17 protein-coding genes and 1 tRNA gene are annotated in these 24,243 nt (G+C 63.7%); 7 read left to right on the top strand and 11 right to left on the bottom strand.

The window, feature by feature from the left end; translation table 11 throughout:
* Positions 1-173: 173 nt before the first annotated feature.
* Entirely contained in the window at positions 174-2,708 is a 2,535-nt protein-coding gene (ligD, locus tag HYR72_06955; GenBank protein MBI1814697.1) for a DNA ligase D, read from the bottom strand.
* Between the two features lie 116 nt (positions 2,709-2,824).
* Here ligD and HYR72_06950 point away from each other — a divergent pair, with 116 nt between their 5' ends.
* Both HYR72_06950 and HYR72_06945 read left to right on the top strand, forming a co-directional pair.
* Entirely contained in the window at positions 2,825-3,700 is an 876-nt protein-coding gene (locus HYR72_06950; GenBank protein ID MBI1814696.1) for a Ku protein, read from the top strand.
* Between the two features lie 163 nt (positions 3,701-3,863).
* Positions 3,864-4,664, top strand: coding sequence for a tetratricopeptide repeat protein (locus HYR72_06945; GenBank protein MBI1814695.1), 801 nt, complete (start codon positions 3,864-3,866; stop codon positions 4,662-4,664).
* Between the two features lie 11 nt (positions 4,665-4,675).
* On the opposite strand, the gene HYR72_06940 is transcribed toward HYR72_06945, so the two are convergent.
* Positions 4,676-6,451: a S8 family serine peptidase gene (locus HYR72_06940; protein MBI1814694.1), complete on the bottom strand. Its 1,776-nt coding sequence runs from the start codon at positions 6,449-6,451 to the stop codon at positions 4,676-4,678.
* A gap of 146 nt (positions 6,452-6,597) precedes the next feature.
* Between HYR72_06940 and ggt the strand changes: the two genes are divergently transcribed.
* Positions 6,598-8,178 (top strand): gamma-glutamyltransferase, encoded by a 1,581-nt coding sequence (gene ggt, locus HYR72_06935; GenBank protein MBI1814693.1) that lies wholly within the window; start codon positions 6,598-6,600, stop codon positions 8,176-8,178.
* Positions 8,179-8,764: 586 nt separating this feature from the next.
* Positions 8,765-9,775: a tRNA dihydrouridine synthase DusB gene (dusB, locus tag HYR72_06930; GenBank protein ID MBI1814692.1), complete on the top strand. Its 1,011-nt coding sequence runs from the start codon at positions 8,765-8,767 to the stop codon at positions 9,773-9,775.
* A gap of 16 nt (positions 9,776-9,791) precedes the next feature.
* Here dusB and HYR72_06925 read toward each other — a convergent pair whose 3' ends face one another.
* The 4 genes from HYR72_06925 to HYR72_06910 form a co-directional block, all read right to left on the bottom strand.
* On the bottom strand, positions 9,792-10,604 hold the full coding sequence (locus HYR72_06925; protein ID MBI1814691.1) for a putative DNA-binding domain-containing protein: 813 nt from the start codon (positions 10,602-10,604) through the stop codon (positions 9,792-9,794).
* Positions 10,543-11,436, bottom strand: a complete 894-nt coding sequence (locus tag HYR72_06920; protein MBI1814690.1) for a DUF692 domain-containing protein — start codon at positions 11,434-11,436, stop codon at positions 10,543-10,545. The genes HYR72_06925 and HYR72_06920 overlap by 62 nt, the downstream gene beginning before the upstream one ends.
* Positions 11,437-11,480: 44 nt before the next feature.
* Positions 11,481-11,741 carry a hypothetical protein gene (locus HYR72_06915; GenBank protein MBI1814689.1) on the bottom strand — a complete coding sequence of 87 codons (261 nt, stop codon included), beginning with the start codon at positions 11,739-11,741 and terminating at the stop codon, positions 11,481-11,483.
* A 221-nt stretch (positions 11,742-11,962) separates the two neighbouring features.
* On the bottom strand, positions 11,963-14,926 hold the full coding sequence (locus HYR72_06910) for a hypothetical protein (protein ID MBI1814688.1): 2,964 nt from the start codon (positions 14,924-14,926) through the stop codon (positions 11,963-11,965).
* 189 nt (positions 14,927-15,115) lie between these two features.
* On the opposite strand from HYR72_06910, the gene HYR72_06905 reads away from it, so the two are divergent.
* Positions 15,116-15,946, top strand: a complete 831-nt coding sequence (locus HYR72_06905) for an enoyl-CoA hydratase/isomerase family protein (protein ID MBI1814687.1) — start codon at positions 15,116-15,118, stop codon at positions 15,944-15,946.
* A gap of 263 nt (positions 15,947-16,209) precedes the next feature.
* Here HYR72_06905 and HYR72_06900 read toward each other — a convergent pair whose 3' ends face one another.
* Positions 16,210-16,929, bottom strand: coding sequence for a hypothetical protein (locus HYR72_06900; protein ID MBI1814686.1), 720 nt, complete (start codon positions 16,927-16,929; stop codon positions 16,210-16,212).
* Positions 16,930-17,413: 484 nt separating this feature from the next.
* On the opposite strand from HYR72_06900, the gene HYR72_06895 reads away from it, so the two are divergent.
* Positions 17,414-17,842 carry a hypothetical protein gene (locus HYR72_06895; GenBank protein MBI1814685.1) on the top strand — a complete coding sequence of 143 codons (429 nt, stop codon included), beginning with the start codon at positions 17,414-17,416 and terminating at the stop codon, positions 17,840-17,842.
* 318 nt (positions 17,843-18,160) lie between these two features.
* Entirely contained in the window at positions 18,161-21,409 is a 3,249-nt protein-coding gene (locus HYR72_06890; GenBank protein MBI1814684.1) for a hypothetical protein, read from the top strand.
* A gap of 208 nt (positions 21,410-21,617) precedes the next feature.
* Here the strand turns inward: HYR72_06890 and HYR72_06885 are convergent.
* From HYR72_06885 to HYR72_06870, 4 genes are all read right to left on the bottom strand, one after another.
* Positions 21,618-21,712, bottom strand: a tRNA-Sec gene (locus HYR72_06885).
* 61 nt (positions 21,713-21,773) lie between these two features.
* A complete protein-coding gene (locus HYR72_06880; protein ID MBI1814683.1) occupies positions 21,774-22,247 on the bottom strand; it encodes a PTS sugar transporter subunit IIA in 474 nt (157 codons plus the stop codon).
* Positions 22,248-22,437: 190 nt separating this feature from the next.
* The gene (locus HYR72_06875) at positions 22,438-22,614 is read right to left on the bottom strand and encodes a hypothetical protein (protein MBI1814682.1); all 177 of its coding nucleotides are present in this window, start codon (positions 22,612-22,614) and stop codon (positions 22,438-22,440) included.
* A 168-nt stretch (positions 22,615-22,782) separates the two neighbouring features.
* Positions 22,783-24,237, bottom strand: a complete 1,455-nt coding sequence (locus tag HYR72_06870; GenBank protein ID MBI1814681.1) for a sigma-54-dependent Fis family transcriptional regulator — start codon at positions 24,235-24,237, stop codon at positions 22,783-22,785.
* Between the last annotated feature and the right edge of the window lie 6 nt (positions 24,238-24,243).

The following is a 24,243-nucleotide window of genomic DNA, read 5'->3' as shown; positions in this document are numbered from 1 at the left end:
AAAGAATCGTGCCGCTCCCTGCCGCGGGTGTCGATTCGTGCGCCCCTTCAGCACGTGGCCGAGAACTGAGCTGCGACTGTCTCAGATCCGCTCGACCGCTGTCAAGCCGCGAATCCTTCCGTTGTCGAATCCTTCCGTTGTCGCAGTGCATGTTTCCAATCCGTGAAATCCGTTCAATCCGTTGTACGCTTCTTCCGGGCCGGCTGTTCAATCACTTCTGCGAGTGTGGCCAGCACGGCAGCGACATCGACGCGCGTATCCAGCACAGCGGACATCGGGTCGGCACGCTTCGCGAAGCGCGCCGGCACGGTCTTGATCGTGAACCGCAACGGGTCGAGACGAGTCGTCACCTCCCGCCATTCGATCGGTGTTGACACCGGCGCCCCTGGACGCGGACGCACCGAGAACGGACCGGCGATGGTCTTTCCGAGACCGTTTTGGAGAAAATCGACGTAGACTTTGCCGCCACGTTCGCCGAGGGGACGGGCGACGGTGGCGATGTCGGGCAGCTTGTGCGCGATGATCCGCGCGATCAACTCGGCGAAGGTGGTCGCGTCTTTGTGCGTGAGCGCGGCGCCGAGTGGGATCAGCACGTGCAGCCCGTCTTGTCCGGAAGTCTTGACGAAGTGCGGCACCTCGAGCGGCGCGAGCAACGCATGGATCTGCTTGGCGACGGTGACAACGTGCGCGAACGGCGCACCCTTGGGATCGAGATCGAGAATGGTCCAGTCGGGGCGATCGATCGAGGTTGTGCGCGCACTCCACATGTGCAGCGGGATGCAGCCGGAGTTGATCACGTACAGCAGCGTGTCGCGGTCGTTGCAGATGAAGTAGTCGGTGTCTTCGATGCGCGACGTCGTCACCCAATCGGGGGTGAACTCGGGCGCGTTCTTTTGGAAGAAACTCTTGCCGTCGATGCCGTCGGGATAGCGCGTGAGCACGACCGGACGATCTCGTAGATACGGCGCGAGCTGCGGCCAGATGGCTTCGTAGTACGCGAGTAGGTCGCCTTTGGTGTAACCGTCGGCGGGCCAGAAAATCTTGTTGAGATTGCTGAGTCGCAGTTCAGGTGCAGCGGGTGCCGGCGCTGCCGGCGTGCGCTCCACAGTCGGCCGGCGCCGCGGCGGAGCGTCACAGTCGGCGATGCGCTTGTCGTCGCGCATCCGCAGGAACACCGGCTGACGCAAGTAGCCGCGGTCGGTCACTTCGCTGAATCGCACTTCAGCAACCAGCGCCGGCTCGACGAACACCGCGAGCTTGGCGAACTCACGCGGGACGTCGGCACAGGGCGCGGTCGGCCGCACTGCCGCGTCGAGCTGTTCGCGCAACGCATCGAGCGTGCGCGCAGCGAACCCGCTGCCGACGTTGCCGGCGTACTGCAACTGCCCATCGACGTACCACGCCAGCATCAGCGCGCCGAGATCCTTTCGCGAACCCTTGCCGCGCAGATAGCCGACGATGGCCAGGTCGGCGGTCTTGAGCGCTTTGATCTTGAGCCAATCGCGCGAGCGACGGCCACTGGCGTAGGGCGAGTCGGCGCGTTTGCCAACGATGCCCTCGGCCGCGTGGGAGCTGGCGACACCGAACAGCTCAACGCCGTCGCGTTCGATGTGATCGGAGAAGCGCACCACGCCGGCTTGCGGCACGAGCCGGCGCAGCAGCGCTTTGCGCGTTAACAGCGGCAGGCTGCGTACGTCGAAGCCGGCGACGCTGAGCAGATCGAAGCTGTAGAGGACGACGGGCACCTCGATCGACGCGCGGGCAACCGCGCGTACGTTGGTCTGCCCGAGGCGCTGTTGCAGGCGCTCGAACGAACTGACGCCGCGTTCGTCAAGGGTGACGATCTCGCCGTCGAGCACGAACGCGTCGCACGGTAGCCGGGCGATCGCGTGCGCGATCTCGGGGAAGCTGCCGCTGGTATCGCGCCGCGTACGCGACAGCAGCCGTACGCTGGCACCGTCGCGCACCGCGAGCACACGCACGCCGTCGTGCTTCAGTTCGAAGATCCAACCCGCGCGCGCAAATGGCGTCGCGGCGGTTTCGCCGAGCATCGGCGAGAGTGCGGTTGTCGACAGCGAACGCCGCACACCACCAGCCGACTGCGCCTGCTCGGCCAACTCCGCGGTGCGCGATACGCCGCGCTGCAGCTCATCGACCGTGAGCCCTGAGAATACCGACGCTGGCTGGGCGGCGACCGGTTCCACCGCGTGCGCCGCCGCGTCGGCCTTCTTGAACAACAGCCATTGCTTGCCATCGCTGCCCTTGGTCCGCACCAGCGCCCAGCGGCCGCGCAATTTGTGTCCGAACAATTCCAGATCGAGCTTGCCGCGTGCTAGCGCGTCAGCGGGCGCGACCCCGTCGAACGATTGGTACGGGCCGCAGTCCCACACGATCACCGCGCCGGCGCCGTAGTTGCCGGCTGGAATCAGGCCCTCGAAGTCGCCGTACTCGAGCGGATGGTCTTCGGTTTGGACGGCGAGCCGCTTCTGTTGCGGATCGACCGAGGGTCCGCGTGGTACAGCCCAGCTCACCAGCACGCCGGCGATCTCGAGGCGGAAGTCCCAGTGCAAGCGGCGGGCCGCGTGTTGTTGGATCACGAAGCGGTGCGCACCGTTTGACGATGGGGTGGGTCGTACAGCGCCGAACGGCTCCGGTGTGCGGGCGGGGTCACGCTTATGGCGATACTGGTCAAGTGAACGACTAGCCATGCGGCATCATCCCAGCTGAGGCAATCGTCGCGGTCGAAAGAACTCGCACTGGCACAGGATCAATGTTATGGTTCGCCGGCTTCGGGTTTGTAAAGTGTTGCAAGGAGGAGACTAGCATGGCTGCCCGCGCAATCGCCTCTGGAACGATCACCTTCGGGTTGGTTTCGGTGCCGGTGAAGCTCTTCACGGCGACCCGGTCGAAGAGCCTGTCGTTCAATCTGTTGCACGCCACCGACAAGTCGCGCCTGCGGCAACAGTACGTATGCGCCACCTGTAGCGAGGTGGTCGAGCGCAGCGCCATGGTCAAGGGTTACGAGTACGCCAAGGACCAGTACGCGATTCTGACCGACGAGGAACTCAAAGCCCTCGACGAGCAGAGTGATCAGTCTATCGAGATCGAAGAGTTCGTGCCGATCAGCGAAGTTGACCCGATCTACTTCGAGAAGGCGTATCTGCTTGGACCCGACAAAGGTGGCCACAAGGCGTACCGCCTCCTGTGCGAGGCGATGGCGAAGGCCGGGCAGGGGGCGATCGGCAAGTTCTCGACCCGCGGCAAGCAGCAACTGGTATTGCTGCGTCAGGCCCAAGGCGGATTGCTGTTGCACGCGCTGTCGTACGCTGACGAGGTCTCGAGCTTTGTCGAGATCGATCGCGGCGAGGCGGTCACGCTCAAGCCCGGCGAGATCGATCTGGCGATCCAATTGATCGAACGGTTGGCCGCGCCGTCCTTCCAGCCGGAGAAGTACGAGGACAGCTATCGCAAGAAGGCGCTCGATGTGATCGAGCGCAAGGTCGCCGGCCAGGAAGTCGTGATGGCGCCGGCGCATGCACCACGCGCACAGATCATCGATCTGATGGAAGCGTTGAAGGCCAGTCTCGATCTCAAGCAGCGCGCGCGGGCGCCCGTGGCCGCGAGCGCAGAGACCCGCAAGCCGTCGCGCGCCAAGGGTCTGGTATCGGTCGCGCGCAAGACTGCGGCGAAGGCCAAGTAGGTTACACTGGCGGGGTGCCTGTCAGTCCACGGCAGTCCACGGCAGTCCAAGGCAGTCCAAGGCAGGGATGGTAGGGAGCAGGAGCCAACCGCCGTCACTTGTGCCGGGGCGTCCGGCATCATCGCAAAGTCTTCGTACCGCCGATGTCGCGCGCATTCTGCGCGTGCCCGCCGTGCGTGTGCGCGCGTTGGTGCGGGCCGGGTTGTGTCAGCCCGGACGCCGCGGCCGCGCGTTCGATTTCTCGTTTCAAGACTTGGTGCTGCTGCGGGCGGCGCAGGGCTTGTTGCGGGCGGAGGTGCCGCTGCGGCGCGTGAAGCGCGCGTTGCGCGAGCTGTCGCGGCAGTTGCCGCCCGATCGGCCGCTCTCCGGCGTGCGGATTTACGCCGATGGTCGTAGCGTGGTGGTGCGCGAGGGTCGCAGCGCGTGGCAGCCGGATAGCGGGCAAGCGGTGTTCACCTTCGATGTCGGCGAGCTGGCGCGCAAGACCGGTGTGATCGTGAAGGTGCCGGCCCGCCGGCGCGCCACCGACGCGGCGGTGCCGGATCACACCAAAGCCGCGAGCGGATGGTTTGACCGCGCGCTGGCGCTCGAGCAAGTCGACGTTGCGGCCGCCGCAACATCGTATCGCCGCGCACTGGAGATCGATCCGGACCTCGGCGACGCTTACATCAACCTTGGCCGCCTGGTGCACGAAGGCGGTGATCCGGCGGAAGCGATGCGCTTGTATCAAGAGGCCCTCAAGCGCGTTCCCGACGATCCGGTCGCTCACTACGATCTCGCCCTCGCGTTGGAAGACCAACAAGACAGCGCCGCGGCGACGGCGCACTACCATCGCGCCCTCGAGTTGGATCCCGACTTCGCCGACGCCCATTTCAATCTTGGCCGACTGCTCGATCAACTTGGTCAACGCGGACAAGCGATGCGCCACCTGCTCGCGTACAAGCGCTTGACCGAAAGCTCGTAGCTGCTTCAGCCCTATTTTTCTGTACTGGCCGGTCGGCAGACCAAATGCGCGCGATCGACATCGCGGCGCTCGCCGCTCTCGGCGGTCAAGTGAACCGTACGCAGGCCGTGGCCGTTGACGATGGGTACCTTGAGATGAATCGGCTCGGTGCACACCCGCTGGCCTTCGATCGGAGTCGCCGGCAGCACCTCGGCCGTTGCCGCGGCATTGCCGGCTTCCACCGGATCGGCGGCGCCGATCTGCGGCGCCCGCAGGGTCAGGCGCGTGATCGGATCGTTGGTGCGGCAGAACGGAATGCGGCCGTCCGGCACGTTGAAACAGAGCGAGAGCTCGAAGGTACACTGACCGGGGATATCGTCGCGATCACATGCGGGGTCGCCGTCGTGGCAGACCGCGGTTGGACGTACGCGTGAGTGCATCGTCGAAGTCGGTACGAAACCCCATTCGACCAAGCAGTCGGTGAGTCGACTGCCGCCGCCGCGGGCATAGGCGGTATCGCGGAGGAGCGCTTCATAGGCGGCCAGCGCATCGATGCGGGGAAAGGTGAGGCCATTGCGGTCATCATGCACCGGGACGCCGGTTGTGCGCAGATAGGTTTCGATCTGATCAGGGTGTGCGCCTGGATCGGCGCTCCACAAGAGCGCGGCAACGCCGACCGCATGCGGCGTCGCCATCGAGGTCCCGCTCAGCACGGCTGTCGTGGCGTTGGGTGCGGTCGAGCGGATGTCGACGCCCGGTGCCAAGACGGCCAGCCCGCTGTCGCTGTTGCTGAAGTCTGCGACCATGTCCTGGCGATCGACCGCGCCCACCGCGACCACGTTCGATACGCACGCGGGTGCGCCCATCATCGTCGAGCTGAAATGGTTTCCCGCCGCCGCAAACACCAGCGTGCCGTGGGCGCGCAAGGTGTCGACGACTTCGTGGAACATCATGTTGAACACGCTGCCATCATCGCAGCCCGGGGGATACAACTCGTCGCTGACCAAACTCATGTTCACGGCGCGGATGTCCGGACGATTCGCCGCGATCCAATCGAGTGCGGCCACCCAATCGCCGAGGGCGCCCCGCCAGTCCGCGTTCAGAACACGGAGGGCCGTGATCTGCGCGCCCGGCGCGACGCCGATGCTCGCAATGTGATGCGTGCCTTGCGAAATGATGATCCCGGTGACGTGCGTGCCGTGCCCCGCGGCGATGCCGGTGCCGGTGGCTGTGCCAGGTCCGGAGGCACGATTCGCGTGGTGTGGGCAGCAGCCGAAGCAAAAGCACCCCTCCTCGCCGATGTGTCCGGTGAAATCCGGATGCGCGGTATCGATGGCGGTGTCGAGCACGGCGACCGTCACACCGCGGCCATCGATGCCGAGCACGCGCACGAGGTCACCGTTGATCTGCGGCACGCTGTTGGCCAGCGCGGCGCCGCCGTACTGCGCCGCATCGATGCGCACCACGTCTGGGTGTGCGGCCAAGGCCGCCAATCCTGCGACCGAGACCGACGCAGTGAATCCGTTCGCGGTGGTGAATTGGTGCTGAAGCTCGATGTCGTCGGGCGCAAGTTGGGCGCCGGCTTCGGCGAGAACAGCGGACCGTCGTCGGGCGATGCGCGCGCGTTGCTGCGGTTCGTCTGTTGCCGCGCGTTCCGTCGGTGGTCGCAGCGCGACGGCAATGTCGACGCGGTCGCTCGCGGCGAGCCGCTGACGGATCTCCGGGGCCAGCAGGGCGGCAGAAGCGGTCGCCGTCCTGAAACCGCTCCACCCCCAGAGGGCAGCGAGAACCAATACCCAACGAATCATTCGCCAGCATTAGAAGCGGGCGCGCCCTGTTGGTCAAGCGCGTTCTTGACAGCAGCGAAAAGGCGGTGACTAACTGCGCGTACGGGAGGGCCGCGATGTTTGCGACGCGACGCAACGAAGTGGAGGGATTTCGCAGTCAGCGTTCCATGGTGTTGGGGCGCGACGGCATGGTGTGTACCAGTCAGGCGCTCGCCTCAGCGGCGGGTGCCGACGTGTTGCGTCGCGGCGGCAACGCCGTCGATGCGGCGGTGTGCGCCGCCGCCGTGCTCGGCGTCGTCGAGCCGTTCTCGACCGGCATCGGCGGCGATTGCTTCATGCTGATCTGGAGCGCCAAGGAGCAGCGGCTGTTTGGGCTCAATGGCAGTGGGCGCGCGCCGGCTGCAGCGACGGTCGACGCGCTGCGCGACCGCGTCGGTGACCACATGCCGGCGCACGGGATGCTGCCGGTGACCGTGCCCGGCGCCGTCGATGCCTGGTGCAGCGCGCTGGATCGCTTCGGCTCGCGTTCGTTGACCGAGGTGCTGGCGCCGGCGATTCACTACGCGACCGCCGGCTTCCCGGTGTCCGAGATCATCGCGCACCAGTGGGACCTGATCGTGCAGGCTGGCCTCTTACGCCAGCACGACGCGCTGCGCACGTTCACGATCAACGGACGCGCGCCGCGACTGGGTGAAGTGTTTCGTCTCCCGTCGCTGGCCCGCAGCCTGCAAGTGCTTGCGGCCGCGGGCCGCGAGGCGTTTTATCGCGGCGAATTGGCGGAACAGATCGTTGCCTTCGCGCGCGCCAACGGTGGCCTGCATACGGCGGCGGACTTTGCCGAGCACACCTCGACCTGGGTCGAGCCGATTCAGACCGACTATCGCGGTCACGCGCTGTGCGAGCTTCCGCCCAACGGCCAAGGCCTCACCGCGTTGATCGCGTTGAACATCTTAGAAACCTGCGACATGTCGGCGCTGCCGTTGGGGAGCGCCGATTGCCTGCACTGGCGCATCGAAGCGATCAAGCTGGCATTCGCCGATCGCAACCGCTACATCGCCGATCCCGAACACGCCGAGGTGCCAACGACCACGTTGGTGTCGAAACCCTACGCCCGTACGCGTGCCGCGTTGATCGATCCAACCCACGCCTTGTCGGATGTGCCACCGGGCGTGATCCAATCGGGGCACGACACGGTGTACCTCACCGCGGCCGATCGTGACGGCAACGTCGTGTCGCTGATCAACAGTCTGTATTTGGCGTTTGGTTCGGGCATGGTCGCGGGCGATACCGGCATCATCTTGCAGAATCGCGGCTACGGATTTTCGCTCGATCCGCAGCACCCGAATTGCATCGCGCCGCGCAAGCGCCCGTTCCACACCATCATCCCGGCAATGCTGTTGCGCGCCGGCCGACCCGTGCTCTCCTTCGGGGTGATGGGTGGTGACGTCCAAGCGCAAGCGCACGTACAGGTGGTTTCGAACGTCGTCGACTACGGCCTGAACATCCAGGAAGCACTCGACTACCCACGCCTGCACTACCTCGACGGCGCACGGGTGGCGCTCGAACCGGAGTATCACGAGCCTGTGCGGCATGAGCTACGCCAACGTGGACACGAAGTCGAAGACGAGCATGCGACGTTGCTGCGCGGCGGCTTCGGCGGCGGACAAGGCATCATGATCGATCCGGTGACGGGCGCGTACTGGGGCGGCTCGGATCGTCGCAAGGACGGGTGCGCCGTCGGGTTCTAGGGCGAGCGCCGTACGTGACGCATCGTGTTGTGACGGTGGTACTGGTGTGTCATCCGTCACGTGATCGCCTCCGCGTGCGGGGTCGAGTGTCGAGTCGATAGCAGCGCCATGACGGTGGCGCACTGATCCACCGTAAAGACTGCTCTGCGAGACGGCCAGACTCCGCACGAGCCCTGGCACCGGGGTTGCACTATCTAACGGTGTGCGCGCCACGGGGCGCGCGACGGAGGCGTCGAACGATGGAACCCTCGCTGCCGACTTTCTCGGTTACTGTTTTACGCGACATCTCGGGGGTGTCGACGGTCCTCTTCGCATACTCAGGTGATCCGCAGAATGACGACGAGCTACGTACACTGCTAGCGCACGCGGCCCAGTTGGCCGCCATCGATCGCGATCGCACGCACGTTGACGTCGTGCTCGGGCGAGCCGAGATCGATCGACTCGCTCGCGAGCTGCAGGCGCTGCATGACAGTACGCCGCATCTATGCGTCTCGATCCAGTGAGGCAGAAGACCGCTGCCGTTCACTCTTGACTGGTCACTCTTGGCTTGCGTGTGTTCCGGCGATCGGCTACTGCCCGAACTCCTATGACGACGGAGTTCCACATCGGCGCGGTGCGCGTGACGCCGAATCTGATTCTCGCGCCGATGTCGGGGATCACCGACTCGGTGTTCCGCCGGGCCATCAAGGAAGCCAATCCCGGCGCGGTCGGCTTGGTGGTGACCGAGTTGATCAGTATTGAAGGACTCAGTCGCCACGACGAGAAGTCGCTGCGTATGCTGCGCGCGGCGGCCAGCGAGCAACCGCTCTCGATTCAACTGTTTGGTGCCGACTCTGAACGCATGGCCGAGGCGGCGCGCTTGGCGCAAGATCACGGCGCGGCGGTCGTCGACATCAATTGCGGATGCCCGGTCCCCAAGGTCGTCAAGCGTGGCGGCGGAGCCGAACTCATGCGCCAAGGCGATACGTTGGCGCAAATGGTCCGCGCGATTCGCCGTGCGGTGTCGATTCCGGTGACGGTGAAACTACGGGCCGGATGGGACCAGCACTCGCGCAACGCGGTCGAGATTGCACGCATCGTCGAGAGCGAAGGCGCGGCGATGGTGGCGGTGCATGGCCGCACGCGCCTACAACTCTACACCGGCTTGAGCGACTGGGAGTTTATCGCCCAAGTCAAAGCCGCCGTGCGGATTCCGGTCGTCGGTAGCGGTGACATCGACGGACCGGCGACCGCCATGCAGCGGCTGCGCGAAACCGGTGTCGATGGCGTGATGATCGGCCGCGGCGCGCTGACCAATCCGTGGATGTTTGGACAGATCGCGGCGCTGCAGGCCGGTCGTCCGCTGACCCCGCCGAGCGAACGCGAGGTCTGGCAAATGATCACCAACTTGATCGAGCGGCTCGCGAGCGAAATCCACCCGGCCGCCGCCCTTGGTCGCGGTCGTGGGCTCATCTGCCGGATGACGCGCGGGTTGCCCTACAGTGCGCCGCTACGGGAGATGGTGACGCGCGCCCCGACACTCGAAGCGATGCTCGATCTGTTGCGAGCGCGCTGCGCCGAAGCACCGGGCGCGCCCATACTCTCGTACGCCGCGTGATCGTCCTCGCTGGTTGCTACCTGTCGCATCCCGTGAGCAACCCGTCGGCGAGCCACTGCTGCACCAAGGCGGCGATTCGTTCCTCGCCGCGGGCGACCCGTTCGCAGAGTGTCGCGAACGATTCGCCGCCGGCGGCCGCTTGCAGCCCGGCGAATTCGTCGGCGGCAATCTCCCGCTGCAGCACGCGCAATTCGTGACGCCAGATGCGCACCCAATTGGTGCGCCGCGTCGGCTTGCCGCCGGGCTGGCCCGCTTGCACGCGGTGCCACGATTCGCCGACGGCGAAGTCGAGTTCGAGAAGCTGCAGCGAGGGCGCGAGCTGCAGCCGCAAATCGGGCCACGCATCAGGGGCAATGGTGGCCAGCATGTCGCGCGTGATGCAATCGGCATCGGGCGCATCGAAGGCGTCGACCAATGCCCATTCAAATGCAGCGAGGTTGGGCAAAAACGGCTGCGCCTGCGTCAGCGCGTGACTGCGCAAGAACGGCGGCAGATGTTTGCCCGCGTCGCGCAGCGATGGATGCGACGGCGGATGGTGGAGCAGGTAGTCGGTGATCAAGTTGTGAAACGACGCATCGCCGACCATGGCGAGTACGGCACGGTAATCTTCCTTGAGCGCATCGAGCAGGCGGAAGAAGTACATGTTGGCGTAGATGTCGAGCCGCCGCACCGCGGGCAGCACGACGTCGCCGTTGACGATCGCCTCCAACCCGCCGCGTGACAGCCGGTCGGTGCCGTCCAACGTGCGCAGGCCATCGGCGACGCCGCTAGGCGCTGTGATCAATCGCCACAGCAGGCGTTGGGTTTGTTCGAGCGTTGGCGTGCGCATGGACGCGCTCCTGCAAGCTGCGCGCACGATCGGCGTGCGCTTGCACTTCGGGGAATTCCGGAATCTTGTCGTCCCATTCGATCAGCGTGGAGACCGCACCGAAACGGTGGAGCGCCTCGACGTAGAGATCCCACACCGCCTCCTTCACTGGGTGGTCATGGGTGTCGAGCAGGTAATCACCGTGGTCACTGTGGCCGGCCAGATGAAACTGCCACACGCGGTCGATGGGGATCGCTCGCATGTACTCGATCGGATCGAAGCGATGATTAACAGCGCTGACATAGATGTTGTTCACGTCGAGCAGGATGCCGCAGTCGGCGCGTTCCGCAACGGCAGCGAGAAACTCCCATTCCGGCATCATCGAATGGCAGAAGGTGAGATAGCTCGATACGTTCTCCAGCGCGATGCGGCGACCCAGTGCATCTTGCACGCGCTGCACGCGTTCGACGACGTGCGCGAGGGCTTCCGCGGTGAACGGCAGCGGGAGCAAATCGTGCAGGTTGTGGCCGCCAACACCGGTCCAACACAGATGATCGGAAACCCAGGCCGGCTCGAAGCGCTGCATCAACCGGCGCAGTTCGCCAAGATACTCGAGGTTGAGCGGATCGGCCGATCCGATGGAGAGCGACACGCCGTGGAGCACGATCGGGTAGCGCTCGCGGATGCGCGTGAGCGTATGCAGCGGACGGCCGCCGCACACCATGAAGTTCTCGGAGATGACTTCGAACCAATCAACCGCGGGCCAATGCTCGAAGATGTACGGATAGTGCGTGGGACGCAACCCGACGCCGCAGCCGAGTGCGGCGGGTCGGCTATACGGTGGGGTGGACACGGGAAGCGTTCCGGGGCGCGGCGCGGCCGCGCCCCGGCAGCGAGTTACTTCGCGATCGTGCCGCCCTTGGCCTTGCAGTCGGCTTCGCTGGCTGACACCCAGCCCTTCCCCTTGCACTCGTTCTTGCCGGCACAGTCGTGGCCGGCGCCGCCGCACTCGCCGTGGCCCTTACACGCGTTGATGCCCTGACAATGCACTTTGGCTTCGGCCGCGCCCTTGCCAGCCTCATCGGCCAGCGCCAAGCGGGCGGCAAAAATCCCCGCCACCGCGGCGGCAATCACGGCACCTTTGACGGACGTCTTCATAACTGCTCCTCCCTTACATCCGGGTCTCGCACCCGGTGGGTTAGTGGCGGCGCGCCACGTTGCTGCGGCGGCCGCGGGTCAGCTCACTGATGCCGAACCCACTCTCGTAGTCCCAAGTTCCCCGCGACTCTAATCGACCTTGGGCACGGCTGCAACGAATCTGACTACGGTTACGTGCCCTCTTTGGATTGCGGGGGCCGGCGAAGACGATGGGCGCGAGGTTACGGCAGCGCGTCGAAGGTGAGGTGATACGGTCCCGAGTCACTGGGGTTGGCGGGAGAAATCTGGACGAGGAGTCCAAGACACGGCGGGCTGCCCGCACCCGACTGACACGGGGGCGCGCTGTTGTATGGGACGAGGTCGGTGGCGAGTTCTTCCAGCGTCGGAGCCGGGCCGGTGGCTTCGAAGGGTTGGCTGAGATCGAGGATGTCGAGGCGAGTGCTGAACCCCGCGCTGACGCCGCCGGCGACCGACCCCGTGCCGCCGAACAGGGACGACCCGAGCACGCGGTCGGTCGCACCGCGGTACAAGTAGAAGTCGCTCTTGCTGTCGGCCGCATCGACACAGTCGCTGCCGCTGAGGTCGCCGCTGACGCCGAGCTCGCCGATCGAAGTCATCGGGCACGTGCGATACGTGATCTGGTAATTGTCGCGCTGTTCCGGCGTAAAAGCGTCGACGATGACCGCAGTGGTGCCGGCCTTGGCGATTGGGATCGGTAGGTATCCGCTGGTGCAGAATTCCCGAGGGACGCTAAAGCCCTCGGTGAGTGAAACCACGCTGCAGGCGTTGTCGGGGAGCAGCAGGCTGGCGGCGCTATTGAGCGGCCCGCTGATGGTGTACACGTCGAACGCCGAGCCGTCCGCGAGTTTGCAGTCGCCATCGCTGAAGCTCCCCATCGTCACGCCGGTTGCCAGCTCGTGCGTCGCGCACGATTGTGCAGTGAAGCTGAATGCCGCCGGCAGCGATTGCGCCCCATCGTCATGCACGCCGGAGATCTCGATGAAATGCGTGCCGGCGGGTAGCACGCGGCTGACACGGGTGGCGAACGGGTCGAACGGGTCAACCGCGCTCTCCACTCGTCGACCGTCGTTGCCGATCATCGTCATCCGTACGGTGAAGTCGAGCGTTGGGGTGGTGACGGTGAGGAACTGTGGCGTGGCGGTCGTAACCTTGTAGGTGCGCGACTTGATGCCCGCGAAAGCTTCACAGTCCGCATCCGTCATCGTCCCGTCGACGGCGGTGTTCAACGCGGCGGTCACCGCCGGGCAGCGTTGCACGAAGAGGTCGTACTTGGCGGTCGGGTCCGCCGTCATCGGATCGAAGCTGTAGGTCACATCGAGTGTGTTGGCACCGACCACCACTGTGTACAGACCGGTGGTGGGGATGGTGATGCCGATCTCGTCGTCGTCGTCGTTCTCGGCCAGCAGCGTGTTGTCGGGTGCGAGCAACCACAGGTGCGGGTCTAAAGGAGCATCGCTGTTCGCGTCTGGCACTGCGTACGTCGTGAAGAAGTCGCCCGCGGTGAGATTGACCGTGAACAGCTGAGCGTTGGTGTCGACCATTTCAGGTGTGACGATGTCGATCCCGGGTGACAGCAGCGGGGCCTGGCAGTCGCCGTTGTCCAGCGGGCTCGGCGGTGGGGCAAGCTTCGTAACGGTGCCAGCGGCGAGTGCCGGAACCGCACGCTTGCCGCAGACCGGGCGGTCGAAAACGATCTTGTATGCCCCCGATCCGCCAACTGCATCGGTTGCGAAAAAGGTATAGGTGCCGCTCTGGACGCTGTAGAACTCGATGCGGGCGTTCACCGAATCAAAATTGTCCGGATCGAGACTATTGTCGTCCTCGGCCAACTCCCGTCCGCTCGGCCCGAACAACTTGAGGTATGGGTCGAGTGCATCAGGCGGGACGGAATTCTTAAGCATTCTGATCTGGATGCGTTCACCGGCCGTGCTGGTAAATTGGAACGCATCGGCTTTTGTAACGGGGTCCGACGGATCGGGGCAGCTACCCGTGCCGACACCATCACTCAACGTTTGCGCCTTCACGCCGCTTGCCCCGAGCGCCACGACGGGACAATTCCGCTGCGTCACTTTGATGGTGTAAGAGCCGAACGCTTCCGGTGCGGCGGGATTCGAAGTGACCATTATGACGTAGGCGCGCGTCGTCGAGACGTAGAACTCGAGCGGCGCGGCGGCCTCATAGGGGCCACCGCCCGCGCCGGCGAACGTGCCGCTGGGGTCGACGATCGAGACGTACGGGGTGAAGCCGCTGGCGGTTACCGTGATGAGCATCGCGGTGCCCGGGGTGCCGACGACCGTATACACGTCGGTGCGACGCAGCCCGGGAGGGGTACCGAAGTTTCGCGGGCAATCGCTGACGTCCAGCGTTGCCATTGACATCAACCCCGCGGGGGACGGCGGCGGCCCGCCGAGATTGGTGATGATGCAGGTGGGCGTTGGCGTCCGTGTGATGGTGGGGGTACGCGTTACCGTTACCGTAGGCGTGACGGTCGGCGTCGACGACGGAGTGAAGGTAGGCGTAGCGGTGGGCGTGTCGGTCGCAGTGGTGGTTGGGGTGGCGGTAGGGGTTGCGGTCAAAGTAGCGGTCGTGGTGCTGGTCGCGGTGAGAGTTGCCGATGACGTAGCGGTGCGTGTCTGCGTCGGCGATGCCGTTTGGGTGATGGTCGATGTGATTGTCCGGGTAGGGCTTGCCGTCGCCGACGGCGTCACGCTCGCTGTCGGTGTCGCCGACCCCGTGAAGAGAGGCGTCGAGGTGATTGACGGTGTTGGGCTCGATGTGGTCGACGCGGTCGCGGTTGCTATCTGCGTGGGCGACGGCGTCGACGAGGCAGTACTCGTCACGGTTACAGTGGCCGTTGGAGTGACACTCGGTGTCGTGGTGGGCGTCGTACTCGGTACGATGGTCGGCGTCGCGCTGGGTGTTGGCGTTGCGGTTGGCGGAAACGCTTCTTCGACGTAGCGGATGACCGTGTCGGACACGTCAGCGACCGAGACCCGGCTGTCCTGGTTGCTGTCGGCCGCCGGCACCGGGTCGTCGATGAACAGTTGCTCGATCACCAGCCCGATGTCGCTGGTGGTGATGTGCCCGTCACCGTTGACGTCGCCCGGAAGCACCGGTTGCGCGAGAGCCGGCGTGCCGGCGGTCACGAGTAGGACGAACGCCACGACCGCTCGACGGCCCGCGCCCTCGGCTACCCCAGTTCCAGACCGTGCGATCGCGTGAATCATCTCGACCGGCAACTGATACAAGAGCAGGTGACTCTTAAGCAATACCAAAGTTGATTGTGGGCGTTGGCCCGCGCGGCCAGCCGTGTGCTAGAGGCGGCTGACCCAACTGATCCGGAGGTAGAACGCATGGACTACGACTCGATCACGTACGAGCAGCTCGGAGACCACGTCGTGCGGCTGACGCTCAATCGGCCGGACAAGCTGAACGCGATGAACGGTCAGTTGCTGCACGAGTTCGATCGCGCCCTCGACGATTTCGAAGGTGATCGCGACGCCAGCGTTCTGATCATCCGCGGCGCCGGCCGGGCGTTCTGTGCCGGGTACGATCTGCAGCCGCAGCCGGGCGGCGGTGGTGGCTTGGGAACTCTGACGGTCACCGCCGATCGCCTGAACGTGCAGAAGTTCATCGAGCGCTGGCAGCGGCTGTGGACGCTTCCCAAGCCAACCATCGCGCAGGTCCATGGCTACTGCCTGGCCGGTGGTACCGAGCTGGCGGGTCACTGCGATCTCGCCATCGCCGCCGATGATGCACAATTCGGGCATCCTGCCGGACGAGCGCTCGGCGTCTTGCCGTCACTGTCGCTATGGCCGTATCTGATCGGGATGCGCAAGAGCAAGGAGCTGTTTTTCACCGGCGATCTGCTCGGGGCGGCCGAGGCGCTGGAGTGGGGTCTCATCAATCGAGTGGTGCCGCGTGAGCGGCTGGACGAGGAGACGCTGGCCTTGGCGCGGCGGATCGCCATGGTTCCGCTCGATTTGCTGACGCTGCACAAAGCCGCGGTGAATCGTTTCTACGAAGTGATGGGGCTGCGCGCGGCCGAGCAATCGGCCGCCGATCTCGATGTGATCGCGCATCAGACTCCAGCGGTGAAGCAGTGGGCCAAGACCAGCCGCGAGCAGGGGCTCAAAGCGGCCTTGGCGGCCCGCGATCAGCCCTTCGTGAATCGTCAGACGTAGGGTGAGATCTCGTGTGAGCTGCGAGTAGTCATGGTCGCGGCAGCGATTGGCGGAGAAGGAAGGGAGTCGAACCCTCCGTCCCGGCAAGCCGGGACCACGCGGTTTTGAAGTGTCTTCCACCTGAGGCTGTGTTTGGAAATAGTTGCTCTTCGCGCCAGACCGTTCCACCGAATGCGGGCGCTTTGAGCTTGGTGGTGCCTGGTTCGTTTGCAGCACGTTAGCAACCGCTGCGTTGATTGATGCTGCCGCGCACGGCTTCCGGCTTAGGCGTTGCGATCAATCTCTCGCTCGCACAAGGCGACTAGCTCCGCCAAGTAGGATGCCATGTTCGTATACGTGCCCATGAAGAATCCGAGACCGCCCGCGAGTATCGGCACAATTCCGTCGACTGGCGGTTGGTGCTTCTTCGGGTCGAGATTAAAGATTATGGTTTCCTTGTCGTACCGGCCATACGAGTGAAGCACTCCATCGGCATTGGGATGTGCAAATTCTGAGCAGAGGTCATAGGCGGATCGAAACGATGGAATCATCTTGTCGATTTCATCGATTGCGTCGAGAACGTTGTAAGCCTTGCATTCCGCACCTTGAGTTCGGCTCCCGAAGAGCAGGCGATTGAGAAACTCATCTAGCGTTCCGACGGCGTCGTTCTCCAGGCACTTGCGAGTTTTGCGATCGACGGAAAAGAGCCACGCGACAACCTCAAGGGCGGAGCGCGTAAGGACTGTGGCAGCAACCACGCTGCCGTCCCGGAAAAGATCGCACGCGGATGTGGCCAGCTCCGCAAGACGATAGGCATACAATTCGCGTAGAAGAAGAACCTTGGCCGGAATCTTCGATCGGCTCAACGCAGCGGCGGGATCAGCAACGAGCGCCAGCGAGTGTGACAATGCCTGCGAGAGTATCGTGGCACTCTTCAGCGCGGGCAGCCCGTCGAGCCGGCTCAACGAAGCCAACACATCATCGCCGGACGGGTTCGGAGTCATGTCATGCGCTCCTGATCGAGCAAACGATACGGCGTAAACCCCAGGCGCACAAGGACTCACCCACGCCCGTGGGAGCAACATGGGTGCGAGATGGGGGGAAGCTGGTGCTCTGTGGTAGGCTCAGGCGCTTTGAGGAAGATGGATGAACGCTGCACCGTCGCCGATCGCGCTTCACTCGGCTGCGACTGACCTCGCTGTCGAACTCAACAAGTCATCGAAGGCGAAGTACGAGAACACCAGCAACGACATTGTCCGCGATGCCCTCTTCGTTCTCTCGCACGACGGGGTCTGCGTGCACCGGGCCATCGGCAAACTCGTCGAGGCGGGTTGGTCGAGCCCTGGGGCGGCACTCGCGCGGACCCTCTTCGACATATGGATTTCGGTGGGAGCGGTCGTTCGCAGTGCCAAGCCGGCTCTCGCAGCCTTCAAGTACTTGTACTCGGGTCACAACAGGTTGAGCCGAGACGCGGCGTATCCATCCTCAATGCGCGCCTCGCTCCGCAAAGAAATCCATGACCGGATCAGCTCTCTGCCAGCCGCAGACCGCGATGATGCACTGCAGGCGGTCGGGGACAAGGATCGGTCGTACTGGTTCAACCCCGAATGGGCTTCCCCCAGCGCCGTTGCCGCCGTGTTGGGGTCTGAAGAATTGGAACTCGCATGGACATATGTTCAGCTGTCGGCTGCCGCCCACGGCGCGTTCTTCGGCATGCGTCTCTTCAGAGATCGGCCCGATGAGTTCAGCGTCAATCCGCGCATTCCGCCGGGGAAGACAGCCTACTCTGTGGCCTTGCTTTCCGCCCGCTTCATAGTGGAGATATCTGCCCGGCGCGACGAGTATGAGGGCCTCGGAATGGCGAGCGATTGTGACACTATCCGTCGTCTACTCAACGTGATGGCAACTTCACGGTGATCGCCGTTGTCGTCACCCCCGAGACGCGCCTTGTTCTGGGTTGCGTAGACTCACAGCAACAAGCGCACAACAGCTCCGAAAATCTCCCAATCTGGCTCGATCTCTTGCTGACACGGTAGGTCCAAAAAAAAGACGGCGCTGCGATGAACGACACCTCACACGTTGTAGGGGATAGAACTAACTAAGCTGTACATGATAGGAATTGCTTCCAGCTGGTGGCAACGCTGCAACGGCGATTCAGGTCCCGCTGCCACGTCAAGTCGAGATTCGCCACCACGATATCGCCGGCTGAGTTTGTTGTTCTCAAGGGGGTTCCGCTTGAACTCACGCAAGGATCTGGAAACGCGGATTGCCCGAAGGCTTGAAACCCTAACACCTGAGGACATGCAGCGAGTGGCTGAGGACTATGCTCGCCTTCGCTTTCCCGATCGCTTTCCGCGCTTCGATTTCCGGGCGCTAAGTCCTGGAGGCAAATCGCGTTGTGGTTGGCCCGACGCCTACGTCGTTCTTCCCAATGGCCGCGTCGACGGAGTTGAGGCAACGACCCGCAAGAGCAAATCAAAGATCTGGAAGCATCTTGGCGAAGACGTGGCGAAGGCTCGCGATCGAACTCCAAAGCTGTCTGGATTCGTCTTTGTCTCCGGCCAACCCGCGATTCAACCGGACGCCGACGAGCTGAGGACGTGGCGACAACGGTTTGCGGACGAAGCCGGGCTGGTACTGGAACGCGTCGATTTGGTTTTCGGCGGCCAGCTTGTCCAGGAACTCGCGCGCCCTGAATTCGCCCGGACCCGAGTAGAGATATTGGGGCTCCCCGACCTGCCTGGTTGGTTCGAGCTGGTACGGCCGGCCGTGCCACCCGACAGCCCGCAGGCCGAATTCATTCCCTCGCCAGATGAGTATGAGAGCGGGTGGGTTCAGCGTCCACAGGATGCCGACCGCATTCTCGATCTTCTAGAGAAGGAGGGTAGGGCTCTCCTGCGCGGGGTCGGTGCTTCGGGCAAGACGGTGCTGGCCTGGTTGCTCGCCTTGGAGACCACCCGCGCGGGTTGGCCGGCCTATTATCTGGACCTGGCTCGGCTCGGCGAACGGGTCTTCGAAGCCGGGAACGGCCTTGAGGACGACTTGGTCCGCTTCGGCCACCCTCGCGTGCTGTTCATTCTTGACAACATCCATCTCGACGAGCGGTTGGCGAAAAGGCTGGCGGTGGCCTGGGGGCTGCTGACCCCGAGCCAGCGCCCGCGACTGCTGCTTGTAGGCAGGGAATTGCACACCAGGCGCGGCAGCCCTATCACCGGACTCGACATCCCGACAGTGCCACTGAAGGCACGCCAAATTGAGGTAAGGGGTGTCTATCGGCGCCTGGTCTGGCGTAAGACTGGCTCCTCTACCATCGTGGAACCGCCACTCGAGGTCTTGGACCGCTGGGTCAGTACCTTCGGCGGTGACCCCACATCCCCGGACACGACGACTGACCTGATCGCCTTCAGCGCCGCGGTGCTGAAACGACTTCCGGATCTGGCAAAACAGAACTGGGTCCTGACCGAGAAGGACGCAGTCGATGAAATTCGCGAGGTCTACCTGAAGAGATTGGGCGTGGGTGAAATTGGTAATCTTATGCGTCTGGCCGTACTCGCCGACTTTGAGTTGTCCCTGAACGAGGCCGCGCTGGTCGACCAACAGGCGGGCTTCGACGTTGCCAGTCGCCGCCTTGGCCTAGTATTCCGAGAACAGGCCGGTGCCCAGGGGCAATATGTCCGTTATCGCCTGGCTCACCCTGCGCTTGGCCGACTTCTCCTCGCTGCCACCTTTGTCGCCGTCGACCCGGCAACGGAGCTTCGACTGATTGCCCGCGCGGACCCGTACTGTGGCATTACACTCGTCAGTCGGTTGACCGGATTCGAACAGTCTGCCCCAGCAAAGGAAATGTTGACCGTGTTGATGGAGGATTCGAAGCGGTTACTTCTGCTGCCGAATCTTGGTACGATGAAGTCGCTGATTGCTCTGGTACAAAAGCACGATCCAGCTCTTCTGACCAACTTCTTTCGTGCTCTGTCGGACGGTGCGAACCGCACCCGCCTCGTCGATTGTGCTCTGCTCACGCCGCTGGAACAGCTCCAGTCCTTCTTGGCCTATGCGAAGACAACACCGGAGCTGGAAACGGTCTTCGGTCAGCTAGCGGGCGAACTCGGAAGAGAAGAAAACCGCACCCGCCTCGTCGATCGTGCCCTGCTCACGTCGCTGCAGAACGTAGGAGTGTTCCTAGCCTATGCTGAGAAAACAAAGGAGCTGGAAGCGGCCTTCGAAAATCTAACGGACGAACTCGGAAAAGAAGAAAACCGCACCCGCCTCGTCGATCGTGCCCTGCTTACGCCGCTGGGAGATCTCCAATCCTTCCTGGCCTATGCCGAGAAGACAGCCCTCATGCCCCACCCCACACGCCGTCAGAGAGGAAGGGAGCTGAGAGCGGCCTTCGATAAACTAACGGACGAACTTGGAAGAGAAGAAAACCGCACCCGCCTCGTCGATCGTGCCCTGCTTACGCCACTAGAGAAGGTCCAAGTGTTCCTAGCCTATGCGGAGAAGACAAAGGAGCTGAGAGGGGCCTTCGATAAGTTGACGGACGAACTCGGAAGAGAAGAAAACCGTCCCCGCCTCGTGGAGCGGTTTACCATTGCCCCCCTCAATGTACTTGTTAACATTCTGTCGGCCGCAACCGCCCGCGATCTCTGGAGCGCTGTCTTCATGGATGTGGATGAGGAGGGGTGGCAGCGAAGTCGGTTGCAGGACAATGCGACCACGCTCAATGCCTTAGCTCGATTCCAACGAATTGCGAGCGAGAAGGGACGATCGGAATTGGTATTGGCACCCGCCCTAGCGCTGCTACGCACAGCTGATCCAAAAGAATGGCAACCACCCAACGGCAATATTCAGCACCTGTCCCATGTCCTACGGTGCGCCACTAAGGCTACCGACGAAGAGATCCACCGTTTCTTGAAGCGGATCGCAATAGACGAATGGATTGACTACCAGGTGCTGACCGGGGCAAGTACGGGCGGTTTAGCCGGCAGTTTGCTCGCGCTGAGCGTGACGCTACGACCCGATTTGAGAGAGCCTTTTCTGCGATCGAGCCTTCGAGAGCGTGTGATCAAGGAGCTGACCACCACGCGCCAAGGGGAACTTGATGCATGGGTCCGGACTTTGTCCCTGCTTGGCGCGGCGGCAGCACTTGGGTTACGGCTTGACGCCGTTGAAACACACTGGCCTCGTGACGAAGATCTAAGCGCCATCCTTGAACTGAGAACACCAGATTCAGAGCGGACCACAATCGGCCCCCTCCAGATTCAATTCTGGTACGGACTGAGGGAGATGGTGCGACTGCGGAACGATGCGGTTTCGGTGGCTGCCAGAGAAGGCGATGTAATCCTGCGGTTGTGGTGCGCCACTCATGATGGCGAGACAGGCCAATCCCTGTCCCCGTATGCCCGCGCATCTAACGCGAGAATGGTTGCTTGGCTGGAGCGCTGCAAGGCGAATGGGTGGAGGTTGATTGAGGATGGCGGCTGACGATTTTCGCGTTGTGCGATAGTCCCCGACAGCGTGGGAGCGTCATCTCAGGCTCCTGTAGCTGACCACAAAGAAGCACTCCGTGACCGTTGCGACGCGCGCCTTCAAGGGGCGCGTTAGTAGTCGGTAGCAACATTGCGCAAGATCCACAGACTGCAGCCCTCGGCTCGCGAAGTGAAGTCCATCTATGCCACTGATCTCAAAGCATTGGCGGAGAAGGAAGGGAGTCGAACCCTCCGTCCCGGCAAGCCGGGACCACGCGGTTTTGAAGACCGGGGAGGCCACCGGGCCCCATCCTCCTCCATGTTGGGAAGTGCTGGCGAATCGTCGCATGGCTTGCCGCTCACTGGTGCCGCTGGCCATCTTAGCGAAAGCGTTCGTGCGCGCTCACGTACTCAAAGAGCTGCGCCGCGGTCGCGGTGTTGCGGAGCGCGATACGGGTAGCCTCCGACTGCAACAGGAGCGACAGCGCTGAGAGGAAGTTCAAGTGCTCGCCACTCAACGACGGCGACGAGAGCACGAGCGTCATGATCGTGATCGGGACTTGGGCGTGGGCGTAGTACACGGCAGCCGGCGATACCGCCAACGCGGCCACGATGCCGTTTACGCCCGGCAGGCGCGCGTGCGGGATGCTGACGCCGATCTCGACCAACGCGGTACTCGCCATCGCTTCGCGTTCGATGACCGCGTGCGCCGCGCGATCCGCAAGAGCGGCGGCGAGATGGTCGGCCGTCACCAACTCACGTACCAAGCCGCGCACCGCATCATCGAACCCAGTCCACGGGTCGCGCACGATTACCGGCGCCAACGCCAGCCCGTCGTTCACCCGTGCCGCCATCAACGTGGTGTCCTACGCGCCCAAAAGTCGGCCGTTGGGCGGGAACAAGCACGATGCACGCAACTCAGCACGATGCTCTTCTCATATGAAGAGCACCGCCGTTGCGCAAGAGTGGGGACTCGCAAGCGGGACTACGAGCACGCGCGTACGTCTGCCTCCGATGGCGGCGCCGACGTACGCAGAACGTTTTTCAGCCGAGCTTGAGGAGGCGCAGGACCACGACCCCACAGCCGATCACGACCCACAACGCCGCGCTCAGCAGCACTCCGGCGACGCAGCCGATCAAGGGACTGGGCGCGGTCGACACGTCGTCTTCGCTCACGGGAAACTCGCGCGGTGTGACGTAGCCTTCAGCGTGATATGCCATCGGTACTCCCTTCGTTCCGGTGATCCCGTGCCGGAATCAACCATCCAGGAGTGAACCCAAGAACGGTGCCATGCGGAGCGCCCACTCCGGGCGCATCACCACGCCAGCGACCAACGGCTGTCCCTGCCACGCCGAGGTAGCAGGGTGCTTCGCGAAATTGGCAGGTCGTTATCGCTCGACCGCAATGCTCAGTTCCTTGAGTTTGCGCTGGAGGCCCGCACGGGTCATCCCCAGATCGCGAGCCGTCTGCGAAATATTCGACTGGTTGCGGTTGAGGAGCGTGGTGAGGAACTGGCGCTCGAATTCACGGACGGCGGCGCGCAGATCGGTGCTGACATCGTCGGCCGCCGATTGCTGCAGCCGCGCCGACAACAGACTCCTGACGATCGGCTCGCCGTCGTCGGCGAGAGTGGCCGCACGTTTGATCTCGTTCTGTAATTCGCGGACGTTGCCGGGGAAGGCGTATTCCGTCAACGCCTCCATCGCCTCGTCGCTGATCCCGTTGAGCCGGTGCCCACTCTCGCGCTCCCATTCCGCGAGGATGTGCGTGGCCAACAGCGGAATGTCCTCACGCCGATCGCGCAGAGGTGGCACCGCGATCTCAAACGTATTGATGCGGTAGTAGAGATCCTCGCGAAAGTGGCCGGCGCGGATCTCTTGCGCGAGATTACGATTGGTGGCCGAAATCACGCGCACGTCGACGCGGCGCGCGGCGGTGTCGCCGACGCGCAGGTACTCACCTTCCTGCAGCACGCGCAGCAGCTTGGCTTGCATTGCCGGACTCATCTCGCCGATCTCGTCGAGGAAAATGGTGCCACCATCCGCCACTTCGAACAGACCCTTTTGATCGCTGGCGGCACCCGTGAAGGCACCCTTGCGGTGCCCGAACAGAATGCTCTCCAGCAACTCATGCGGCACCGCGGCGCAGTTCTGCGGCACGAACAGCGCATCGTGGCGCGGCCCCGCGTAGTGGATGGCTTGCGCGATCAGTTCCTTGCCGGTGCCGGTTTCGCCCGCGATCAACACCGGAATCTCGCTCGCGGCGGCGCGCTGCACCAGGCGGTGAACCGCTTGCATCGCCGCACTGGTCCCGATCAGGTTCTCAGCTTGATAGCGTGCCACCGCGTCCCGACGCAGGACGTTGACCTCACCGCGCAGCCGCTCGTTCGCCTCGCGCAGCTCGCGGGTGAGGCGCTTGTTCTCCAGCACGAGCGTGTAGGCCTCGATGGCGTTGCGCACGGTCATGCGCAGCTCCGGCGTCTCCCACGGCTTGGTGAGGTACCGATAGACGCGCCCGGCGTTGATCGCCTCGACCAGCGACTCGATGTCGGTGTAGCCGGTCAGGATGACGCGGATCGTGTCGGGATAGCGATCGATCGTGCGGTGCAGGAAATCGGTACCGCTCATGCCGGGCATGCGCTGGTCAGCGATGATGACGGCCACCTCGCCGTGGGTCTCGAGCAGGCGCAAAGCCTCTTCACCGCTCAACGCCGCGAGAATCTCGTAGTGATCGAGCCGCAGCGTGCGCACCACCGTATCGAGCACGCTGCGATCGTCTTCCACCACTAGGATGCGCGGTCGCTGCTCGCTGGCGGCGACGCCGCTGGCCCCCTCATGCGCCACGCGGGG

It is taken from the genome of Deltaproteobacteria bacterium (assembly GCA_016178705.1).
In the GTDB taxonomy this organism is placed as follows: Bacteria; Desulfobacterota; Binatia; order HRBIN30; family JACQVA1; genus JACOST01.
This window is presented reverse-complemented; position numbering and strand designations above follow the sequence as displayed.

Bases quoted from the DNA above. Each gene is read 5' to 3' on its own strand.
- ligD (MBI1814697.1), bottom strand. From the start codon at position 2,708: ATGGCTAGTCGTTCACTTGACCAGTATCGCCATAAGCGTGACCCCGCC.
- HYR72_06950 (MBI1814696.1), top strand. From the start codon at position 2,825: ATGGCTGCCCGCGCAATCGCCTCTGGAACGATCACCTTCGGGTTGGTT.
- HYR72_06940 (MBI1814694.1), bottom strand. From the start codon at position 6,451: ATGATTCGTTGGGTATTGGTTCTCGCTGCCCTCTGGGGGTGGAGCGGT.
- ggt (MBI1814693.1), top strand. From the start codon at position 6,598: ATGGTGTTGGGGCGCGACGGCATGGTGTGTACCAGTCAGGCGCTCGCC.
- dusB (MBI1814692.1), top strand. From the start codon at position 8,765: ATGACGACGGAGTTCCACATCGGCGCGGTGCGCGTGACGCCGAATCTG.
- HYR72_06925 (MBI1814691.1), bottom strand. From the start codon at position 10,604: ATGCGCACGCCAACGCTCGAACAAACCCAACGCCTGCTGTGGCGATTG.
- HYR72_06915 (MBI1814689.1), bottom strand. From the start codon at position 11,741: ATGAAGACGTCCGTCAAAGGTGCCGTGATTGCCGCCGCGGTGGCGGGG.
- HYR72_06905 (MBI1814687.1), top strand. From the start codon at position 15,116: ATGGACTACGACTCGATCACGTACGAGCAGCTCGGAGACCACGTCGTG.
- HYR72_06900 (MBI1814686.1), bottom strand. From the start codon at position 16,929: ATGACTCCGAACCCGTCCGGCGATGATGTGTTGGCTTCGTTGAGCCGG.
- HYR72_06895 (MBI1814685.1), top strand. From the start codon at position 17,414: ATGCGCGCCTCGCTCCGCAAAGAAATCCATGACCGGATCAGCTCTCTG.
- HYR72_06880 (MBI1814683.1), bottom strand. From the start codon at position 22,247: ATGGCGGCACGGGTGAACGACGGGCTGGCGTTGGCGCCGGTAATCGTG.
- HYR72_06875 (MBI1814682.1), bottom strand. From the start codon at position 22,614: ATGGCATATCACGCTGAAGGCTACGTCACACCGCGCGAGTTTCCCGTG.